16 protein-coding genes and 1 pseudogene are annotated in these 20,037 nt (G+C 65.5%); 10 read left to right on the top strand and 7 right to left on the bottom strand.

Annotated elements, in window-relative coordinates; all coding sequences use genetic code 11:
• Positions 1 to 306 precede the first annotated feature (306 nt).
• Positions 307 to 672 carry a BON domain-containing protein gene (locus V8683_RS30015; protein ID WP_411190991.1) on the bottom strand — a complete coding sequence of 122 codons (366 nt, stop codon included), beginning with the start codon at positions 670 to 672 and terminating at the stop codon, positions 307 to 309.
• A gap of 77 nt (positions 673 to 749) precedes the next feature.
• On the bottom strand, positions 750 to 1,904 hold the full coding sequence (locus tag V8683_RS30010; RefSeq protein ID WP_411190993.1) for a porin: 1,155 nt from the start codon (positions 1,902 to 1,904) through the stop codon (positions 750 to 752).
• 305 nt (positions 1,905 to 2,209) lie between these two features.
• Here V8683_RS30010 and V8683_RS30005 point away from each other — a divergent pair, with 305 nt between their 5' ends.
• From V8683_RS30005 to V8683_RS29970, 8 genes are all read left to right on the top strand, one after another.
• Positions 2,210 to 2,749 carry a DUF2889 domain-containing protein gene (locus V8683_RS30005; RefSeq protein ID WP_411190994.1) on the top strand — a complete coding sequence of 180 codons (540 nt, stop codon included), beginning with the start codon at positions 2,210 to 2,212 and terminating at the stop codon, positions 2,747 to 2,749.
• Positions 2,750 to 3,016: 267 nt separating this feature from the next.
• Complete coding sequence (locus tag V8683_RS30000; RefSeq protein WP_462880721.1) at positions 3,017 to 5,767, top strand: LuxR C-terminal-related transcriptional regulator; 2,751 nt, start codon at positions 3,017 to 3,019, stop codon at positions 5,765 to 5,767.
• Positions 5,768 to 6,003: 236 nt separating this feature from the next.
• Positions 6,004 to 7,836 carry a feruloyl-CoA synthase gene (locus tag V8683_RS29995; RefSeq protein WP_411190996.1) on the top strand — a complete coding sequence of 611 codons (1,833 nt, stop codon included), beginning with the start codon at positions 6,004 to 6,006 and terminating at the stop codon, positions 7,834 to 7,836.
• Positions 7,837 to 7,878: 42 nt separating this feature from the next.
• Positions 7,879 to 9,018 (top strand): acyl-CoA dehydrogenase family protein, encoded by a 1,140-nt coding sequence (locus V8683_RS29990; protein ID WP_411190997.1) that lies wholly within the window; start codon positions 7,879 to 7,881, stop codon positions 9,016 to 9,018.
• 29 nt (positions 9,019 to 9,047) lie between these two features.
• The gene (locus V8683_RS29985; RefSeq protein ID WP_411190998.1) at positions 9,048 to 10,235 is read left to right on the top strand and encodes a lipid-transfer protein; all 1,188 of its coding nucleotides are present in this window, start codon (positions 9,048 to 9,050) and stop codon (positions 10,233 to 10,235) included.
• Positions 10,236 to 10,278: 43 nt separating this feature from the next.
• Positions 10,279 to 10,719 (top strand): MaoC family dehydratase N-terminal domain-containing protein, encoded by a 441-nt coding sequence (locus tag V8683_RS29980; protein ID WP_411190999.1) that lies wholly within the window; start codon positions 10,279 to 10,281, stop codon positions 10,717 to 10,719.
• A 13-nt stretch (positions 10,720 to 10,732) separates the two neighbouring features.
• On the top strand, positions 10,733 to 11,152 hold the full coding sequence (locus V8683_RS29975; protein WP_411191000.1) for a MaoC family dehydratase: 420 nt from the start codon (positions 10,733 to 10,735) through the stop codon (positions 11,150 to 11,152).
• Between the two features lie 33 nt (positions 11,153 to 11,185).
• A complete protein-coding gene (locus V8683_RS29970) occupies positions 11,186 to 12,010 on the top strand; it encodes an SDR family NAD(P)-dependent oxidoreductase (protein ID WP_411191001.1) in 825 nt (274 codons plus the stop codon).
• Between the two features lie 127 nt (positions 12,011 to 12,137).
• Here the strand turns inward: V8683_RS29970 and V8683_RS29965 are convergent, their stop codons facing one another.
• From V8683_RS29965 to V8683_RS29945, 5 genes are all read right to left on the bottom strand, one after another.
• Positions 12,138 to 13,292, bottom strand: coding sequence for a CaiB/BaiF CoA transferase family protein (locus V8683_RS29965; RefSeq protein ID WP_411191002.1), 1,155 nt, complete (start codon positions 13,290 to 13,292; stop codon positions 12,138 to 12,140).
• A 182-nt stretch (positions 13,293 to 13,474) separates the two neighbouring features.
• A complete protein-coding gene (locus V8683_RS29960; protein ID WP_411191003.1) occupies positions 13,475 to 13,981 on the bottom strand; it encodes a YbaK/prolyl-tRNA synthetase associated domain-containing protein in 507 nt (168 codons plus the stop codon).
• 128 nt (positions 13,982 to 14,109) lie between these two features.
• Positions 14,110 to 15,273, bottom strand: a complete 1,164-nt coding sequence (locus V8683_RS29955) for a porin (protein WP_411191004.1) — start codon at positions 15,271 to 15,273, stop codon at positions 14,110 to 14,112.
• Between the two features lie 81 nt (positions 15,274 to 15,354).
• On the bottom strand, positions 15,355 to 16,143 hold the full coding sequence (locus V8683_RS29950) for an ABC transporter substrate-binding protein (RefSeq protein ID WP_411191005.1): 789 nt from the start codon (positions 16,141 to 16,143) through the stop codon (positions 15,355 to 15,357).
• Positions 16,144 to 16,194: 51 nt separating this feature from the next.
• Entirely contained in the window at positions 16,195 to 17,397 is a 1,203-nt protein-coding gene (locus V8683_RS29945) for a M20 aminoacylase family protein (RefSeq protein WP_411191007.1), read from the bottom strand.
• A gap of 157 nt (positions 17,398 to 17,554) precedes the next feature.
• On the opposite strand from V8683_RS29945, the gene V8683_RS29940 reads away from it, so the two are divergent.
• Complete coding sequence (locus tag V8683_RS29940) at positions 17,555 to 18,508, top strand: LysR substrate-binding domain-containing protein (RefSeq protein WP_411191009.1); 954 nt, start codon at positions 17,555 to 17,557, stop codon at positions 18,506 to 18,508.
• 297 nt (positions 18,509 to 18,805) lie between these two features.
• A pseudogene (locus V8683_RS29935) lies at positions 18,806 to 19,834 on the top strand (TolB family protein); the annotation flags it as partial.
• Positions 19,835 to 20,037 lie beyond the last annotated feature (203 nt).

Raw genomic sequence — 20,037 nt, 5'->3', positions numbered from 1 at the left:
ACAGGCCCGCCGGGCCGCCGCCTACGATCACCACGTCGTATTCCATCGATTCGCGCTGCCCGGCAACGCCGACGTCATGATTCATCGGGTTCGACACGGTTCTTCGTCTCCATCAATCGTTTTCTTCAAGCGGGCGCCGCCAGGGCGCCGAGCGTGCTTCAGTCCAGACGGGAGTGCCGTCCTCGATACGGTAAGTCGGGCCAAGGGACATGACACCACCCATGTCGGGTGGACGTGCGGCATCCGCACAAAAAACGAAGGGACCGGAAATCCGGTCCCTTCGGTCGTGCAACCGCGCACGGAGCGTCAGAAGGTGGACAGCGTCAAGGTATTCTTCACCGAGGTCACGCCCGGTACAGTTTGCGCGACCTGCGTCGCCTGATCGATCATGGCCTGTTCGGGCACCCAGCCCTGGAGAAGCACGGCGCCGCTGTTGACCCGCACCGTGATGCCGGCGGCGCGCAGACCCTTGGCCTTGCCCAACGCGGTGAGGATGCGGCGGCGCAGCGCGCGGTCGGCCGCCTTCGACGCGGCCGGGGTGGCGGCGCTTCCCGTCTGGGGCGCTGCTGTCGCGGCCGGCGCCGAAGAGGCGTCGCCCTGGGCATGGGCGCTCAATGCTGCGGCGGTCAGAAGGCCGGCGACCACCATCAAGCCGGTTTTAGCGATTTTCATACGTGTTTTTCCTTGTTCGATGCGCGTGGGGAACGGGCGCGGCACGAATGCGTCCTGCCGCGCGAAGCGTTATGGGATCAGAAGCGGTGCGTCATACCGAGAACAGCAAGGATCTGCTTCGTATCGGTCGAGGCCACCGCAATACCCGGCCAGCTCATTTCCGCCACGCCGTTGTTCTTCATGTAGCCAGCACGTGCATAGAGTACCGTGCGCGGGGACAGATTGTGGTCGATGCCGAGTTCCACGCCTTCCGTGTTGTCGTCCGCGCCGCGCACATCGCGAGCGATGCCCGCGATCTCGATGGCGTCTACCGATGTTGCCTGGATTGTCGCGCCGGCTTCAATCAGACTGTTGGAATTGGCCGCATCGAAAATGGCCGCCAGCGAGTGGGCCGGCGCGTCGTGCGGCTTGCTGTAGGAATAGTTGAACTGCAGATTGACGATGCCGATACGGTAGCCGAGCGCGGCCGTGTAGTGCTCGGTGTCCACGAGATTCATGGTGAACGTCGAACCCAGAAGCTTGACGTAGGCCGCCGGGGTCGCGATGCCCGCTTCGGTGCCCGCATGCTGGTACTGGTAGGCAAGGGCTGCGTACAGTCCATAACCCGAATACGACATGGCAAGATCGAGCGTGTTGCCGGCGTTCTGGGTCACCCCCGACGCGGCGAGCGTCTGGGAAGCGGCCAGGCCATACATGCCATAGAACTGGAACCCGCCCAGGTTCGGCGATCTGTAGAGGATCGAATTGCTCGTACGGCCCGTCACGCTTTGCGTGGCGAGCGACTTGGTGTCGACGGCAAGCACGCCGGCCGTCAGCGGCGACAGGATTTCGTTACCGCGGAACGGATCGGTCGGGTAGACAACCCAGAAGGTCGGCTGGTACTGCCGGCCAAACGTGAGCGAACCGTACTTGTCGTTGCTCAGGCCAACCCACGACTGACGATAGAACATGTCGTTGTTCACGGCGAAGAAGCTGCCGTTGTTGACGTTGAAGCCGTTTTCCACGTCGAAGATCGCCTTGAGCCCGTTGCCGAGATCCTCCGTACCCTTCAAGCCGAACTGCGAACCCGTGTTGCCGCCGCTGCGCTCCGAGAACGAGTGATTGCCGCCGTTGTCGAGATACTGCCCGAACACGTCGACCACGCCATACAGCGTCACGCTGGACTGCGCCGCAGCGCTTCCCGCGATCAGCGCCGCGGCCGCCCCGCAAACGCCCTGACTGATCAATCGCATGCACGTCTCCTCTTTATGTTTGCCGCGCCGGCAAGGCACGGGTGAATGTGGAACTCGTTGGCATTGCTACACGTATGCGGCGCAGTGTTGCAGGGTTGGCCGACCTGTCACCTACCCGAACGGAGTGGGGACGGGAATACCCGACACCATCGGCGCGTTCGGAACGGCGCGTACCCGCGATGGCCCGAACGGTGCTGCGACTACCCGCCGCGGGTGGGGACGGGCCGCCGCGGCGGCGCCATCATGGCGGCATCGCACCCGGCATGGCGTCAGCTCTGCCGCGGCACATTCAGGAGCGAGAGACGATGTCCGGGAATTCCACTGCAACCCTGGCCCGACAGCGGGTCCATACGCGGCAGATCGTCTGCACCGGCTATGCGCGCGACGACGGCCTCTATGACATCGAGGCCCGCATGACCGACACGAAGGCCCATCATTCGAACCTGCTGTTCAAGGAAGTCCCGGCGGGCGGCGCGATCCACGACATGTGGCTCACGATCACGATCGACGCCGATCTCGTGATCCGCGACGCGCACTCGCGCACGGAAACGGCGCCCACGCCGTACTGCGCCGAGATCAACGATGCCTACAGAAAACTCATCGGCGTGAAGATCGCGAGCGGTTTCATGACGGAAATCAAAGCGCGGGTCGGTGGCACGAAAGGCTGCACGCATTTGACCGAACTGCTCGGCCCGATGGCCACCACGGCGTTCCAGACGATCATGGGACTGAGGAATGGCGCGCCGGTCGGCAACGGCGTGCCGGCCCTGCCCATGCTGAACGGTTGCCACGCCTGGCGCGCGGACGGAGAAGTCGTACAACTGGTGCGCCGGCGCGCTGCCTAGCCCATTGGCTCAACCCACCTATCCAGGGCCGATCCGGCCGCCCCCCACTCCCGTCATGCGGCACGGCAGCACAGCCGGCAGGCTCCACTGGCCACCGGCCGGCGCGCGCTACAATAGCCCGATATCTGTATCGTCATCGGGCGCGCGCGGCATCGGCAGCGCCTCGACTGAAAGGCGCACGCGAGCATGCCGCATAGTCCAGTCCCGCCCAATGCGGACCATCCACACAAGAACCCCGGTGTTGTCCCCGGCAGCGCGTCGCGCATCATGACGCCCCGGAACAAGACGCGCATCGTCGCGCGCGAACGCCTGATCAACCAGTTGCTGGAAGCCCGGCGCAAGCGCTGCATCCTGGTCCAGGGCCCCGCCGGCTGCGGAAAAACGACCCTGCTCGTGGCCTGGCGCGAGGCGCTGCTGCCACTCGGTTTCGATCTGGCGTGGCTCACGCTGTCACCGGAAGACGACGACCTGGCCAGTTTCCTCGACTACCTCGTGGCCAGCCTTGCCCAGATCGATCCCGGCATGTGCCGCGAGGCCGCCATTCTCGGCGGGCGCGGCGTGGACGACGAAGCGGTCGAGCGCACCGTGATCGCGCTCGTGCGCGGCATTGCGAGCCGCGCGAGCGACCTCGTCCTCGTCATCGACGACCTGCAGCACGTCGCCAATCCGCGCAGCCACCGAACGCTGCAGTGGCTGCTCGACTATGCGCCGCCCAACCTGCACGTCGTGCTGGTCTCGCGCGGCACCTTTCCCGTTTCGGTAGGACGCCTGCGCGATCAGGACCTGGTGCTCGAACTCAACATGCGCGACCTGCGCTTCACTGCCGCCGAGTCCGCGCAATACCTGCGCGCGCAATTGGGCGAAGTGAACGAGCGCGACGCGCGCGAAATGTACGCGCTGACCGACGGCTGGGTTGCGGGCCTGCAGCTCTTCGCCATGCATCTGAAACGGCGGCGCGGGGCATCCGGCGCAGCGGACGTGGCCGAATCGCTCACCGAGTCGGTCGCCAACATGCAGTTGCACGACGCGCGCGCATTCGGCGACTACTTCGAGCGCGAGGTTCTCTCGCGGCTCTCGCCCAACGAGGTCGAACTGCTTGTGCGCACGTCGGTCTGCGCGCGGCTCTGCTCGTCGCTGTGCGTGGCACTCGTCGGCGACGCCCTGCCCCCGGCCGACGTGATCACCCTGCTCGCCCGGCTCGAAACCGACAACCTGTTCATCGCGCAGGTCGAACACGTCGGCAACGAAACCTGGTATCGGCTCAACCCGCTCTTTCGCGAAAGCCTGCGCCACCGCTTCCGCGAACGCAGCCAGGCGTTGCAGCGCGAGGTGCATCATGCGGCGTGGTGCTGGTTCCGCGACCACGACCTGCCGGACGAAGCCGTGCGCCACGCGCTGCAGGCTGGCGAAGCGAGCGCCGCGGCGGACCTCGTCCTGAAGGTGGCCCGCGGCCTGCAGGTGGCGGGCGATCTGCGCAAGCTCGTGTCGCTCATGCATCTGCTGCCGCGCGCCGAAGTGGAAGCGCGCGTCGGGCTGCGTATGTGGCACCTGCAGCTGGAGCTGTACGCGCGCGACTTCGAGGCCTGTGCGACCAGCATCGCACGGCTCGACGCCGATATCCCGCCGGAGGACCTCCGTTCGCGCTATCGCCTCAACCTGCTGCGCGCGGCGGTCGACGTGCAGCGCGACGACCCGGACGGCGTGGCGGCACAATTGCCGCAGATTCTCCACGCGCCCGACGACGCCGACAGCTTCTCCATTGGCGCCCGCAACAATCTGCTGTCGTGGTCCTGGATGCACAGCGGCGAATACGAGGCGGCGCGCGCGGTCCAGCTCGATGCCACCCGTCCGCTGATCGAGGGCTCGCCGCTGATGGGCACCTCGGCCGGCGTGCTCAACGGCCGCTGCATGATCGGCTTCAGCCATGCGCTCGAAGGCCAGTTCGCACAGGTGGAACGCATCAGCCGAGAAGTGCTCGCCGAAGCCGACCTGCGCGGCAGCAGCGCGGCGGAGCCGGCCAGCCTGGCGGCCGCGCAACTGGGCGAGGCGCTCTACGAGTTCAACGACATCGCGGGCGCGCGGCGGCTGCTCGAAGACCGCGTCGACGTGCTCGAACGCGTCTCCATTCCCGACTCCATCGTGCGCGTATTCAGCGTGCTTTCGGCGTCGCACTGGGTCGAGGGGCACCGCCTCGACGCCTTCGCCTATCTCGAGCGGCTCGAAGACTACGCGAACCGGCACGGCGTACAGCGGCTCGCCGCCCACAGCCTGGCTGCCCAGGTCGAACGCCACCTGCAATGCGACCAGTTCGACGACGCCGAAGCCGATCTTGCGCGCCTCGACGCGATCGCGGCACGCCTGCGCCCCACCCGGCCCATCGCCTTTCGCGACGTAGAAGCGCTGGTCGGGCGCGCACACGTGAGCTGGTCCATCGCACACGAAGATTTCGAAGCGGCGGCCCTGCACCTTTCCACGCTCGTCGCGCTGTGCGGCGAGCACGGCTGGCAGCACTACGCGGCCCGCTTCCGGATGCTGTCCGCGCTCGTCGATCTCAAGCGCTCGCGCGCGGACGCCGCGCACCAGAGCGCGCTCGCGAGCCTGCGTCTTGGCCACCGGCTCGGGCTCGTGCGCAGCCTGCTCGACGTGGGCTCCGAGGTGGTGCCGTTCGCCGCGCGGGCGGTGAGCGCCGAGCCGGACGACCCCGTGCTGGCGTTCTACGTGGACCGGCTGCGCGCCGCCCAGGAGGCCGCGGCGGCACTGGCGAGCCCCGCCGGTTCCACGGCCCGCCCGCCTGTTGCGACGCCGGGCGGCGCCGAAGCGCTCAGCGAGCGCGAGGCGAAAGTCGTCGGCCTGCTGGCGCAGGCGCTGCCGAACAAGAAGATCGCCCGCACGCTCGGCATCTCGCCGGAAACGGTCAAGTGGCATCTCAAGAACATCTACGGCAAGCTCGGCGTATCGAGCCGCGACGAGGCCGTTGCGCGCGTGCGCGATCTCGGCTTCGACCGCTTCGACCAGTAAGCGTCTTCCCCCCGCCGCGCGGGCCTGCCGAAGGCCACCGGAACGACCCGCCCCGCATTGCCCCGCTACCCGGTTCGGGTGGTACGGCCCGCCGTCCGAGCCGCTATTCTTGGTTTCAAGGGGTTTTCGCCGGATAGACGAGGCGCAGACCCTCCTGGATCAGAAAACGCATGAGGAGACACGGCGTAATGACTACGCTCACGCCCAGTTCCACGCCGGCGGCTGCATTCCGTCCGGTGCGCATTCCCGCAAGACGCACGCTCGTCGAACGCCGTAGCGACGGCAGCCTGATTCTGCGCTCGGCCAACCCGCCGCCCGTCATCGAGCAAACCAGCTTTGCCGACTTCGTGGAGGGCTGGGCCGAGACGCGCGGCGATACCCCCGCCTTCTGCGAACGCGGCAGCGACGGCGCCTGGCGCAAACTGAGCTGGCGCGAGTTGTGGAGGCAGGTGCGCGCCGTCGGCGCGGCACTGCTCGAAATGAGCCTCGGTCAGACCCGGCCGCTCATGCTGCTCTCGGGCAATTCAATCGAGCAGGCCGTCGTGCTGCTCGCGGCCGAATATGTCGGCATCCCCACGGCTCCGGTATCGCCGGCCTATGCGATGCTCAGCAAGGACTTCGCCCGCCTCAAGGGCATCAGCGAGATGGTGCCGCCGGCAGCCGTATTCGTGCAGAACGGCGCGGCGTTCGAGCGGGCGCTCGCCGTCCTCGCGCACACCGGCGCGGCGATCATCGCCGTGGACGCTGTCCAGCCGGGACAAACCGGCTGGGCAGCGCTCGCGGCGACGGACTTCACGGCCGCGCGCGAGGCCCAGGTGAGCGCCGCCCACGCGGCAATCCCGGCCGACGCCACGGCGCGCGTGCTCTTCACGTCCGGCTCGACCGGCGTCCCGAAGGGCGTCAACCTCACCTACGGCAACTTCAAGGCCGTGGCCGCCTACTACGCCGACAACCTCGCTTTCCTGCGCGAGACCGAGCCCGTGTTCCTCGACTGGCTGCCGTGGCACCACGGCCTGGGCGGCGTCCTCAACCTCGGCCGCTCGGTCCAGTTCGGCGCAACCCATTACATCGACGACGGCCGCCCGCTGCCGGCCCTCATCGCGCGCACCGTGCGCAACCTGCGCGAAGTGGCGCCGACCATTTTCACGAGCGTGCCGTCCGCGTGGACCGTGCTCGCCAACGAGCTGGAACGCGACCCGGCGCTCGCCGCCAACCTGTTTTCGAAGGTGCACTTCTTCGGCTATGGCGGCGCGAGCCTGCCCACCGAGGTCTGGGAGCGGATCCAGCGCGTGGCGGAGCAGACCGTCGGCGAGCGCATCGCCTTCCTCACCGGCCTCGCCTGCACGGAAACGAGCGGCATGGGCACGTACTGCGGCGGGGTTTCCGATACGGTCGGCAACATCGGCACGCCCGTGCCCGGATCGGAGGTCAAGCTGCTGCCGCTCGAAGGCTCGGACGGCCGCTACGAAATCCGCATGCGCGGCGCCAACGTGTTCGGCGGCTACCTCAAGAACCCCGAGCTGACCGCCGCCGCGTTCGACGAAGAAGGCTTCTTCCGGCTTGGCGACGCCGTGCGGCTCGCCGATTCCGAAGACCCGTCGAAAGGCATGCTGTTCGCCGGGCGCGTGGTCGAGGACTTCAAGCTCACCAACGGCACCTGGGTCCGCACGGGCGCGGTGCGCCTCGAACTGCTCGACCACTGCGCCCCACTCCTCACCGACGCCGTGATCTGCGGCCACGACCACGACTACGTCGCCGCGCTCGCGTGGCCCAACGTGGCCGCGTGCCAGCGCCTCGCACCGGGCCTGGAAGGCCTCGACGCGGCGGCGCTCGTCGAACACCCGCTCGTGGTCGCGACGCTGGCCGAACGGCTCGCCAGCCAGGGCGTCACGGGCGCGAGCCTCGTTGTCAAGCGCCTCATGCTGATGGCCGAGCCGCCCTCGATGGACGCCAACGAAATCGCCGACAAGGGCTACGTCAATCAGGCGGTCACGCGCGCGCGCCGCGCCCATCTGGTGGCGGCGCTCTATCAGCCCGAACCCGCCGCGCACGTGGCACGTGCGCGCTAACCCGCTGCTCCGAACCCCAACGTTCAAGACCAGGAAACTGACATGCAAATCAACCGTAACGTCTTCCGCGACGATCATGAGATGCTGCGCACGACCGCGCGGCGCTTCCTCGAAAAAGAGTGCGTACCGAAGCAGGCCGAATGGGACAAGGCCGGCAAGGTGGACCGCGAAACCTGGCTCAAGGCGGGCCGCGAGGGCCTCTTGTGCCTCACGCTGCCCACCGAATACGGCGGCGGCGGCGGCGACTTCGGCCATGCAGCCGTGTTCAACGAGGAAATCAATCGCGCCGGGGTCAGCGGCCTCGGCTTTTCGGTGCACTCGGACATCGTCGCGCCGTACATCGCCCGTCTTGGCAATGAAGAACAGAAGCAGCGCTGGCTGCCGAAGATCTGCTCGGGCGAAGCCATTCTCGCCATCGGCATGACCGAGCCGGGCACCGGCAGCGACCTGAAGGCCATTCGCACGACCGCCATTCGCGACGGCGACGAGTACGTCATCAACGGCAGCAAGACCTTCATCAGCAACGGCCTGAACACGGACCTCATCATCATGGTCTGCAAGACCGATCCGGCGGCCGGCTCGAAGGGCGTGAGCCTCATCGTCGTGGAAGCGGACCGCGAGGGCTTTCGCCGCGGCCGCAAGCTGGAGAAGGTCGGCCAGCATGCCCAGGACACCGCCGAACTCTTCTTCGACAACGTGCGCGTGCCGGTCTCGAACCGTCTGGGCGAGGAAGGCAAGGGCTTCGCCTATCTGATGGCCGAACTGCCGCAGGAGCGCCTCTCGATCGCCGTGGGCGCGGCCGCGAAACTCGAAGTCTGCCTCGAACACACGCTGAACTACGTGAAGGACCGCAAGGCGTTCAACCAGACCGTCTGGGACTTCCAGAACACCAAGTTCAAGCTCGCCGACATCAAGGCCCAGGCGCTCGCCGTGCGGCTCATGGTCGATCACTACCTGTCCGAGCACGTACGCCGCCGCCTGACGCTCGAAGAAGCCGCCGTCGTGAAGCTCTTCGCGACCGAAGCGCTCGGCAAGGCGCTCGACGACATGGTTCAACTGCACGGCGGCTACGGCTACATGCTCGAATATCCGGTGGCCCGCGCGTTCGCCGACGCCCGCGTGATGCGCATCTACGGCGGCACGAGCGAAGTGATGCGCGACCTCATCTCGCGCAAGCTCTAAAAAAATCTTTTTCGATAAGGAGTCCTGATATGAAACGCAATGCATTCGTAGCCGGTGTTGGCATGATCCCGTTCAAGAAGCCGGGAACCAGCGAAACGTATGACGTAATGGGTTCCACGGCGGTCCGCCAGGCGCTGGCCGACGCGGGCCTCGAGTATGGCGACGTGCAGCAGGCCTTCGCCGGCTATGTCTACGGCGATTCCACCTGTGGCCAGAAGGCGCTGTACCGGGTGGGCATGACCGGCATTCCGGTCATCAACGTGAACAACAACTGCGCCACCGGCTCCTCCGCCCTCTTTCTCGCGCGCCAGGCCGTGCAGAGCGGCGCCGCGGACTGCGTCCTCGCGCTCGGCTTCGAGTTCATGGGACCGGGTGCGCTGAAGTCGGTGTGGACCGACCGTGCCAGCGCGCTCGAACGCGCGCTCGACATAACCGACGAACTCGTCGGCCGCCCGGAGGGCTTGAGCAACGCGATCCGCCAGTTCGCGGGCGCCGGCATGGCGCACATGAAGAAGTACGGCACGAAGCTCGAAACGTTTGCCAGCATCCGCGCAAAGGCGAGCCGCCATGCGGCGCGCAACCCGCTCGCCGTGTTCCGCAACGTCGTCACGACCGAAGACGTGATGGCCGCGCCCATGCTGTGGGACGGCGTCCTCACGCGCCTGATGGCCTGCCCGCCCACCTGCGGCGCGGCCGCGGCGCTGATCGTCTCGGAGGACTTCGCGAAGAAGCGCGGCCTGCGCACCGACGTGGTCATCGCCGGCCAGGCGCTCACCACCGACACGCCGAGCACCTACGACGCGCGCGACATGATCCGCGTGGTCGGCTTCGACATGGCGAAGTCGGCGGCCGCGATCGCCTATGAGCAGGCCGGCGTCGGACCGAAGGACATCGACGTCATCGAACTGCACGACTGCTTCGCGCAGAACGAGCTGCTGACCTACGAAGCGCTCGGCCTGTGCGGCGAAGGCGAAGCCGAAAAGCTCGTCAACGACGGCGACAACACCTACGGCGGCCAGTGGGTCGTGAATCCGTCGGGCGGCCTGCTCTCGAAGGGCCATCCGCTCGGCGCAACCGGCCTCGCCCAGTGCTACGAGCTGACCCAGCAACTGCGCGGCGCGGCGGAAGAGCGCCAGGTGGCAGGCGCGAAAGTGGCGCTCGCGCACAACGTGGGTCTGGGCGGCGCGTGCGTCGTGACGGTCTACAAGTCGGCCTGAGTCCCGGCGCACCTCAAGAAGTCACCGTCAAGGAGTCACCGGCATGATCGACAAGCAATTCATCGGCAAGACACTGCCCGCGTTTCGCGCGGTGGCCGAAGCGGGCCGCTTGCGCTTCTTCGCCAAGGCGATCGGCGAGACGAATCCCGTCTACTTCGACGAATCCGCCGCGCGCGACGCGGGCCACCCCGGCCTGCCGCTGCCGCCAACGTTCCTGTTCTCGCTCGAATTCGAGCAGCCGGACGCGTCGTGGCGCGACGAGATCGGCATCGAGCTGCCGCGCATCCTGCACGGCGAGCAGCAGTTCACGTATCACCGCCTCGCGTACGCGGGCGACGTGCTGCTGTTCGAGTCGCGCATCGCGGACATCTACGACAAGAAAGGCGGCGCCCTGGAGTTCGTCGTGCGCGAAACGCGCGTGACGAACCAGCGCGGCGAGCACGTGGCCGATCTGCGCAGCGTGATCGTGCAACGCAATGGCTAACGGAGGCACACGCATGGCTAACCTCAACTACGACGCGATCCAGGCAGGCGACACGCTCCCGCCGCTCGAACTGCCGCCGGTCGACCGCAAGATGCTGGCGCTGTTCGCAGGCGCCTCGGGCGATCACAACGCGGTGCACATCGACATCGACTACGCGCGGCGCGCGGGCATGCCCGACGTGTTCGCGCACGGCATGCTCTCGATGGCCTGGCTCGGGCGTCTCTTGACCCAGTGGGTCGATCAGCGCCAGCTACGCCAGTTCGGCGTGCGCTTCGTGGGCATCACGCATCTCGGGCACCACATCGCCTGCACGGGACGCGTGGTCGAGAAGTTCGAAGCCAACGGCGAAAAACGCCTGCGCCTCGAAATCCAGACCGCCAACCAATATGGCGAACCGCGCGTCGTCGGCGACGCCGTGGTCGCATTTTCTTGAAATTTGCATTAACCGGAAACAGGAGACTGCAGCATGGGTAAGCTCGATGGCAAGGTGGCGCTCGTCACCGGTTCGGGTCGCGGCATCGGCCGTGCAATCGTGGAAAAGCTCGCCAGCGAAGGCGCGCGCATTGTCGTGAACGACCTCGACGCCGAGCCGGCGCACGAAGCCGTCGAAGCGTTGAAGAAGATGGGCACCGAAGCCGTCGCCTGCGTGGGCAACGTCACGGCGCCCGACTTCGCCGACCGCTTCATCAACACCGCGATGAGCACGTTCAAGGGCATCGACATCATCGTCAACAACGCGGGCTATACGTGGGACGACGTGATCCAGAAGATGACCGACGAGCAGTGGTACGCGATCCTCGACTGCCACATGACGGCGCCGTTCCGCATCCTGCGCGCCGCCTATCCGCACATCAAGGCGCTGCATGCCGCCGACGTGGCCGAGAACCGCGCCGTGTATCGCAAGATCGTCAACATCTCGTCCACCTCGGCGCTCAACGGCAACGCGGGCCAGATGAACTACTCGTCCGCCAAGGCCGGCGTGATCGGCATGACGCGTGCGCTCGCACGCGAATGGGGCCGCTTCAACGTCAACGTCAACGCCGTGGCGTTCGGCCTGATCCATACGCGCATGACGGCTGCCGACGCGAAGGCGGGCGCGACGGTACGCATCGACGGCCGCGACATTCGTGTGGGCCTGAATCCGGAAATGCTGAAGACGCACGCGCAGCGCAATCCGCTGGGCCGCGGCGGCACGCCTGAGGAAGCGGCAGGCGGCGTGTACCTGTTCTGCTCGCCCGAGTCGAACTACATCACAGGACAGACGATTGCGGTGGCCGGTAATCTGCAATAAGCACGAAATGCTCTGAGGTGTTTTTGCAAGCCCGCAGCGATGCGGGCTTTTTTTATTGCTCGCAATAAAAATAAAGAGGCACCGCCAAATCCGGCGGCGCCTCCGCGCACGGCATAGTCAGTTCAGCTTAGTCCCGGTAAGCCAGTCCCCGGTCGCGCAAACGCGCGATTGCCTCCTCGCCGAAGCCCCAGTCGCGCAATGCGGCAAGACCGTGTTCGCCACGCTCGGGCGCCGGCCCGGCAATGGACGAAGGCGTAGACGAAAATCGCGGCGCCGGCGCCGGCTGTACCACACCGGCCACCTCCACGAAGCTCTTCCGTGCACGATGCTGCGCATGCGCGGGCGCCTCCGAAAACGTCAGCACCGGGGCGACGCAGGCGTCGCTGCCTTCGAAGATCTCGCACCATTCGTCGCGCGTGCGCGTGAGGAACGCGGCGGCAAAGCGTTCGCGCAGAATGGGCCAGCCGTCGCGATCATGTTGCCTCGGCAGTTCCGCGCCGGTGAGACCCAGCTTCGCGATCAACTCCGCGTAGAAGCGCGATTCGACCGCGCCGACCGACATATAGTGGCCATCCTTCGTGCGATAGCTGTCGTACCAGGGCGTGCCGCCATCGAGCAGGTTGCTTTCGCGCTGCTCGCGCCAGTTGCCCGATGCGAGCAGCCCCCAGACCACCGCGCCAAGCTGCGCGGCGCCTTCGATCATCGCCGCGTCCACCACCTGGCCCTTGCCGCCGCGCTGCACATTGAGCAGGGCGGCAACGACCCCGAGAGCAAGCAGCATCCCGCCGCCGCCGTAGTCGCCGACGAGATTGAGCGGCGGCACGGGCGCTTCGCCCGCGCGCCCGATGCCCGACAGCACGCCGGACAAGGCGATGTAGTTCAGGTCGTGACCCGCGCGCGCGGCGAGCGGCCCCGTCTGCCCCCACCCGGTCATGCGTCCGTAGACGAGCCTGGGGTTGCGTGCGAGCGCCACGTCCGGACCGAGCCCCAGCCGCTCCATCGTCCCGGGGCGAAAGCCCTCGATCACGACGTCGGCCTCGCTCATCAGCTCCAGCGCCGCTTCGATCGCGGCGGGCTGCTTGAGGTCGAGCGTAACCGAGCGGCGTCCGCGCCCCGTCACGTTGACGCGTTTGCCCGTGGTCTTCGGCCCGAGATCGTCCGGCGCCTGCGGACGGTCGATGCGCAGCACGTCCGCGCCCATGTCGGACAGCAACATCGCGCCGAATGGCCCGGGCCCGATCGCCTCGAACTCCAGCACGCGAATACCGCTCAGTACACTCATTCCGCTCTCCTCCTGTCTGCTCTGGCTGATTTTGGCCTACGCCGGCGCGTTCTGCCCTGAGGGAGAACGCGCCTGTTCCAGTTGACCAGTAAACCAGAGCCGGGGGGGCGTGTGACCACCCTTTTTGGGTGGAGCGGAGATCGGGCCTGAACGAAAGCGCCCAATACGCCCTGGTGCATCCATTACTGTCCGGCAGAAGCGGTCTCGCTCTGGATGATGTCCGCCAGAATGGGACGCGCGATCCGCACGTAGTCCTCCGCATTGAGGATAACTGATCGATCCAGCCGGCCGGCATTGAACGCGATTTCCGAATTCTCGTGAATCAGCGCGGGATCCACGACGAGCTCGATGTGGTCGCCAAAGACGAACGGCGGCACGGCCCCCATCACGCAATCGGTCAGCGCCCTCGCAAGCTCGGGGGAAGCCAGCGTCGCCTTCTTGCGTCCCATGATCGCGCTGAGCTTTCTGAAGTCGAGCTTCCGGTTGCCGGGAATCACCGCCAGCACCGGCGTCGCCTCCGGATCCTTGAAGACGCAAAGCATGGCTTTCGCCCCTTGTTCGGGCGCGGTGCCGCGTAGCAAGGCAATGGCATCGGACCGCCCTTCCTCCGGGTGCTCCAGAACGCGGAAACGAACACCCGAGTTCACCAGAAGATCGTTGAGTCGTTCAAAAACCGGTCGATTGCTCATCGCATTGCTCTCAGGATTCTTGCCTGGTTACGAATTCATTATGTTGTCGATGATATCGGATAGGCGCCCCAAAAACAGAAAACCCGCAACAGATCGAACTGTTGCGGGCTTCAAACCATCGCGCCCGATCAGAACTGCATGACGATCCCCGTCGTCGCGCCGAACTGGCCGTGCCCGTAATCCGGGTTGCCGTTGTCGACGCTGCCGTTGACCGGGTCATCGTTGATATTCGCGCCGTAAGTCCCCCCGCCCAGTCCGAGATTGGACGTCGCGCTATTGTGCAGCCAGGCCAGCTCCGCATACAGGAACGTACGCTTCGACAGGTTGTAAGTTCCGGCCAACGTGTAGAGCGTCGCGTTGCCGTTACCCCGGTTGGCGTTGCTGTGATAGATCGCTCCGGTCAGCGACGTGAGCGCCGACGCTTGCCAGGTTGCGCCAAGCCATTCCTGATCGACTGCGGTAGGCAGCGATACGCCGGCCGGCTGCGTGGCGGGGGTAGCCGCGCCGAAATAACCCTCATTCGACGCGTCCGGTGCGCTCAAATGCTGATAGCCCGCAATGAATTTCACGGGACCGAGGGTATAGCTGCCGCCCGCGAGGATCGACCGCGAAGCGACATAGACGTTGCTGAACTGGCCGTACTGGTCGCGAATTTCGTCATAGATCGCCATCAGTTGAAGATCGCCGCCGTCGTATAGCGCCTCCAGACCGTCCGAGCGGCCCTGCGCGCCGCCCAGTTGACCCGGCCCGCTGCCAGGATTGCCGGCATTCCACGTCGTGCTGTTGGTAAGGTCGTACTGCCCCTTCAACGTGACGCCGGCGAGCGCCGGTGACGTGTATTCCAGACCGTTGCCCGCGGTCGACCAGTCGCGTCCGCGCACCAGCGTGATGAGCGACCATATCTGGAACACCTGGGGATCGACGTCAAAGCTGTCTTCGTTGATTTCGTAGATGCCCAGATTGCCGAGCTTGAACGTGCCCCAGCGATCGTTGGTCACGCCCACCGTCGCCTGACGGCCGAACAGCGTCCCCATCGACGTTCCGTTCAAGGTATCGAGGCCGGCCTCCAGCGTGAAAATGGCCTTGGTGCCGTTGCCAAGATCCTCGCTCCCCTTCAGGCCGAACTCGGAGGGCGCCCAGTTTCCGGTTTCGAGACCCACCTGGCTGCCTCGCGCAAGACCGGTTTGATACTGGATGCCGTTGTCCATACGGCCGTAGAGCGTAACGCTGCTTTGAGCATGCGCCATCCCCGTCACGGCCAGGAAGATGCTTGCTGCAATTCCGGTTTTCAATTTCTAGTCCTTATTAATTTCATGACGCCGGCTGCGTGTCGAGCAGATCTGCGCCATCGTCGTCGCGTAGTAGCGGCCGCCTTATTTCGCGCCGTAGATATCGAAATCGAAGTACTTCTTGTTGATGCGCGCGTAGGTGCCATTCGCGAGGATTTCCGCAAGCGCCTGGTTGAATGCCTCGCGCAGTGCCACGTCCTCCTTGCGCAGACCGAGACCGTCGCCCTGGCCGAAATATTTCGGATCGTCGATGGTCGGCCCCGCGAACTGGTAATCCTTGCCCTCGGGCTTGTTCAGGAATCCGTCGCTGGCTTCGATCGAGGCCTGGAACGCGGCATCGAGCCGGCCCGAGGTCAGATCCGCGTAGACCTGATCCTGGTTCTGGTAGGCCACGATCTCCACCCCTGCGGGCTGCCACATCGCACGCGCATAGTCCTCCTGGCTCGATCCCTGTTCGACGCCGATCCGCTTACCCTTGAGCGACGCCGCATCCGGAAGCAGCGGAGAGCCCCGGCGCACCACGAGGCGTGCCGGCGCATTGGAGATCTTGTTGGTGAACGCGATTTGCTGCTCGCGTTTCGGCGTAATCGTCATGGATGACGAAATAACGTCGAACTTGCGCGCCAGCAGCCCCGGAATCATGCCGTCGAAGCTCATCTCCACCCACACGCATTTCGCGTGCATCTGGGCACACAACGCATTCGCAATGTCGACACCGAAGCCCGTGAGCTTGCCGTCGGGCGTCTTGAACTCGAGCGGCGGATAGGTCGGGTCGACGGCAAGCCGTATCTCCTTGCCGCTCCAGTCTTCCGCATGTGCCGTACCGATCATTGCCGCACAAGCCAGCGTCAGCGCCATTCTCCAGTTTTTCATCTTCGTCTCTCCTTCCATGGGTTGAATAATGTAATCAGGCCGGGTACCGCATCATTGCAGGATCCGTTCGGCGAGGCAGACCCAGTAGCTCGCACCGATCGCGAGACAGTCGTCGTTGAAATCGTATTCGGGATTGTGAAGCGCGCAGCCCCCCGCCCCACCGCTCCCATCGCCGTTGCCGATCGAGAGGTAGCTTCCGGGGCATCGTTCGAGCATGTACGCGAAGTCTTCGCTCGCCATGAGCGGATGCAGGTCGTCGATCAACGCGTCCGGGCCGCCCCACTCCAGCGCCACCTCGCGCGCGAGTCCGGTTTCCCTCGCATGGTTGACGAGCACCGGGTAGTCGTGCCGGTAATCGATCTCCACGCGCGCGCCGTAGCTCGACGCCTGTCCGAGCACAATCTCGCGAATTCGCCGCTCGAGCAGCACGCGCACCTCCGGCGAGAGCGCGCGCACGCTCAGCGAGAGGTCGGCGTGCGGGGGAATCACGTTCGACGCCGTTCCCGCGTGCATCTCGCCTACCGTGACAATGGCCGGATGCTGGGGGTCGACGTTGCGGGCCACGACACTCTGGAGCGCCATGACGATCGACGCGCACGCGACAACCGGGTCGATCGTCTGCTGCGGCGAAGCCCCATGCCCGCCACGCCCGAACACGCGGATCCTGGCCTCGTCGGCCGACGCCATGAACGCTCCGGCATGGAACCCGAGACGACCGGCGGGCAAGCCCGGCACGTTGTGCATGGCATAGACGGCATCGCAGGGAAAGCGCTCGAACAGCCCCTCTTCGATCATCCTGCGCGCACCGCCCAGTCCTTCCTCCGCGGGCTGAAAGATCAGGTTCAGCGTCCCGCGCCATCCGGTGCGTTCCGCCAGACAGCGGGCGGCCGCGAGCAGCATCGCCGTGTGACCGTCATGCCCGCAGGCGTGCATCACGCCTTCCGTGCGGCTCGCCCAGGGCAGCGCCGTGGCTTCCCGTATGGGCAACGCGTCCATGTCCGCGCGCAGGCCGAGACAGGGTCCGCGCCCTCGCGCAAGGGTGCCGACCACGCCCGTGCCGCCCACGCCGCGCGTCACACGATAGCCGTACCGGGCCAGCAGCGTCGCGACGAGCGCACTCGTGTCATGCTCCTCGAAGCCCAGTTCCGGATGGGCATGAAGCCTGCGGCGAATTTCGATCACTTCGCTTTCTATCGCTGCGATTTCCGGTAACACCCTTTGTCTCTTCACTACGCCTCCCTGGCACGAATTCATGAGCTCGCTTTGCCGGCATCGCGTGACCGATAGACCGGCGACTCATCGTGAGGCGGATCGTATGCAACCAGAATGCGCGGGAACAGCCGCCGTTTTGTTATGATGACAACCGCTTGTTGTCACTCCGCCCATCGCACCGCCAACGATCTGTTCATCCATGAAACTGCATCAACTGGAGGCGCTGGTCGCGAGTGCGGATGCCGGCAGCATTCGCGGCGCGGCGCGCGCGCTCGGGCTATCGCAGGCTGCCGTCACGCGCGCGCTGCGCGAACTGGAGGCGAACGAGCGGCTGCCGCTCCTCGTGCGCGCGCCGGAAGGCATCAGCTTCACCGAACACGGCAAGGTCCTGCTCACCCATGCCCGACTCGTCCTCAATCAGCTCGAACGCGCGCACACCGACCTCGAACGGTCGCGCGGCCGGGTGGAGGGCCGGCTCATGGTCGGTGTGACGCCCTGGGTCACGCTGACCTTCCTGGCCGAGGCCGTCCGGCTGTTTCGCAAGCGGATGCCGGAGATCCGTCTCGAACTGTTCGAGGGGCTGATGGCCGTTGCGCAGCCGCTCTTGCGCGAAGGGACCATGGACTTCGCCATCGGCCAGTTGCAGCCCGCCGCCGGCGCGCAGGAATTCGCCAGCGAACCCGTGCTCACGTACGAATCCTCGGTCATGGTTCGCGCGGGACATCGGTCCGCACGGGCAACCTCGATTCATGATTTGCTCGACAACGACTGGGTACTCAACTTTCCGCCGGACGGACAGGCAGCGCTCGTCGACTATCTCTTCACGCGGCACGGCGCACAGATCGACGAACGCCGCATCGTTCGCGCGCAGTCGCTCGCCATGCTGCAGACCATGGTCGAGCAGGCGGACATGTGCACCTGGAGCCCCGCCATCCTGAGCCAGGTGCCCCCCTTCGGGGGCCGCCTCAAACCGCTCGCGTTGCGCGAGCATTTCGAGCCCCGACAACTGGGCATCGTCACGCGCCGCAACAGCACGCTCAGTAACGCGGCGGTCGCGTTTGTCGAATGCCTGCTCGACGTGATCCGGCGGCACGCGAGGTCCGCGAAAAAAGACGATCTGGCGCTGTTCAAGACGCTAACGCTATTAATCTGAGAAGCGCGCGCCCGGTCGCTTCGGTACTATTTTCCGCTCCCGAACCGAACCTGCGAGTAGCCGTCCGGATGCACCTCTAATCGCCCGATTGGCTTGCGCGCCGATCATTAGACTGGGTACTCGATGCAGGTCCGGAAGGTTTCTGCGAGATTCTGCCCCTCCCTTTAACGCAGGCTGTCATTCCGATCACCGGCGAATCCTTTCGTCGTCGAAGGAGCACCCTGCGTCGATCCCCAACCACAATCGGGAACGGCTTCCGGTTCACCCTTCATTCGATTTATTCAGGATTACTAAATCGTGAGTTTCAAGACCCTCATGATGGGCCTTGTGGCCAGTATCGTCCTCGCTCTGCCAGGCGCGGCCGCCGTGGCAGGCTGCATCAGCGACCCGCCCGACCAGTCCAACGCATCGTTTCCCGCCTCGCTCACCGGTAAGCTCGTCTATCACAGCTACGTCAACTACGGCGACGGCACGAGCTAGATCTTTCTCTATGATTTTTCGGCGCACACGCTGACCCAGTTGAGCAAGCCCTCCTGGGGCATCACCGACCCCATGAACGCCGTGTTCAGCCCCGACGGCAAGTGGCTCGTCTTCATGGGCGTCAGCAACGGCGCCTGGAACGTGTTCATGTATCCGCTCGGCAGCAACAAGGCGCCGTTCAACATGACGAACAGCACGGGCGCCACCCGCAACGAAGATCCGAAATTCAGCGCGGACGGCAAGACTGTCGTGTTCAAGCAGAACGGAAACGTCAAGTTGGCCACACTCTCGTACACGAGCGCGGGCCCGGTCTTCACGTCGGTCGTGAGCCTCTCGAACGCGCCGCCCGGCGGCGAGTATTCCATGCCCTTCCTCGCGCCAGACGCAAGCGCCGTCTATTACGCCACCGGCACGGGGGCGAACATGGGTCTCATGAAGCGCACGATCGCGACCGGCGCCACGACCGTATTCGATCATCCCCCCGGCCTGGAAACTTACTATCCGATCGTGCGCGCGGACGGCATGGTGTTCTACGCGCGCTGGAAGAACGGCAGCGAGCTCGACCAGATCTACGAAAAGACGGCCGACCCGGAATCGACTCCGAACTCGTTGCCGCTCAACGACTGCGTCAGCAACAATTCCGACCCGGCTCCGGTAAGCGGAACGAACTACCTCTTCTTTTCGTCGACGACCGCGGGCGGTTACCAGCTCTACGTGGGGGATGTCACGACAGGACGACGCTGGAGCCTTACGCCGTTCGGCGTGAATGCCGACCATACGAGGGCCAAGCTTGGGGCGAGCTATTACGGTGGATCGGGTGCGCCGACGGCGACGCTTGTTACGCAAGCGGCTCGATAGGGGCTTGCTGGGTGCAAGGCGAGAGCGCCGGTGCGAGCCGGTGCGTTTCTTGCGATTGTGCCCGTTTAAGAGGGCAGCTCGAACGTCGCGGGCTGGATCGTATTAATTCTGGGGGTTCTTGCTGTTTTGGGCTTTTCTTGTGTTCGTGGTGGTCTGCCAGGGTTGCCCCTGTGCGGGGCGGCACCTACTTT

The organism is Paraburkholderia sp. AV2 (genome assembly GCF_054968425.1).
The sequence above is the reverse complement of the archived record's forward strand: the minus strand, read 5'-3'. Positions and strand labels throughout refer to the sequence as shown.

Bases quoted from the DNA above. Each gene is read 5' to 3' on its own strand.
- V8683_RS30015 (WP_411190991.1), bottom strand. From the start codon at position 672: ATGAAAATCGCTAAAACCGGCTTGATGGTGGTCGCCGGCCTTCTGACC.
- V8683_RS30010 (WP_411190993.1), bottom strand. From the start codon at position 1,904: ATGCGATTGATCAGTCAGGGCGTTTGCGGGGCGGCCGCGGCGCTGATC.
- V8683_RS30005 (WP_411190994.1), top strand. From the start codon at position 2,210: ATGTCCGGGAATTCCACTGCAACCCTGGCCCGACAGCGGGTCCATACG.
- V8683_RS30000 (WP_462880721.1), top strand. From the start codon at position 3,017: ATGACGCCCCGGAACAAGACGCGCATCGTCGCGCGCGAACGCCTGATC.
- V8683_RS29990 (WP_411190997.1), top strand. From the start codon at position 7,879: ATGCAAATCAACCGTAACGTCTTCCGCGACGATCATGAGATGCTGCGC.
- V8683_RS29985 (WP_411190998.1), top strand. From the start codon at position 9,048: ATGAAACGCAATGCATTCGTAGCCGGTGTTGGCATGATCCCGTTCAAG.
- V8683_RS29980 (WP_411190999.1), top strand. From the start codon at position 10,279: ATGATCGACAAGCAATTCATCGGCAAGACACTGCCCGCGTTTCGCGCG.
- V8683_RS29975 (WP_411191000.1), top strand. From the start codon at position 10,733: ATGGCTAACCTCAACTACGACGCGATCCAGGCAGGCGACACGCTCCCG.
- V8683_RS29970 (WP_411191001.1), top strand. From the start codon at position 11,186: ATGGGTAAGCTCGATGGCAAGGTGGCGCTCGTCACCGGTTCGGGTCGC.
- V8683_RS29965 (WP_411191002.1), bottom strand. From the start codon at position 13,292: ATGAGTGTACTGAGCGGTATTCGCGTGCTGGAGTTCGAGGCGATCGGG.
- V8683_RS29960 (WP_411191003.1), bottom strand. From the start codon at position 13,981: ATGAGCAATCGACCGGTTTTTGAACGACTCAACGATCTTCTGGTGAAC.
- V8683_RS29950 (WP_411191005.1), bottom strand. From the start codon at position 16,143: ATGAAAAACTGGAGAATGGCGCTGACGCTGGCTTGTGCGGCAATGATC.
- V8683_RS29945 (WP_411191007.1), bottom strand. From the start codon at position 17,397: ATGAATTCGTGCCAGGGAGGCGTAGTGAAGAGACAAAGGGTGTTACCG.
- V8683_RS29940 (WP_411191009.1), top strand. From the start codon at position 17,555: ATGAAACTGCATCAACTGGAGGCGCTGGTCGCGAGTGCGGATGCCGGC.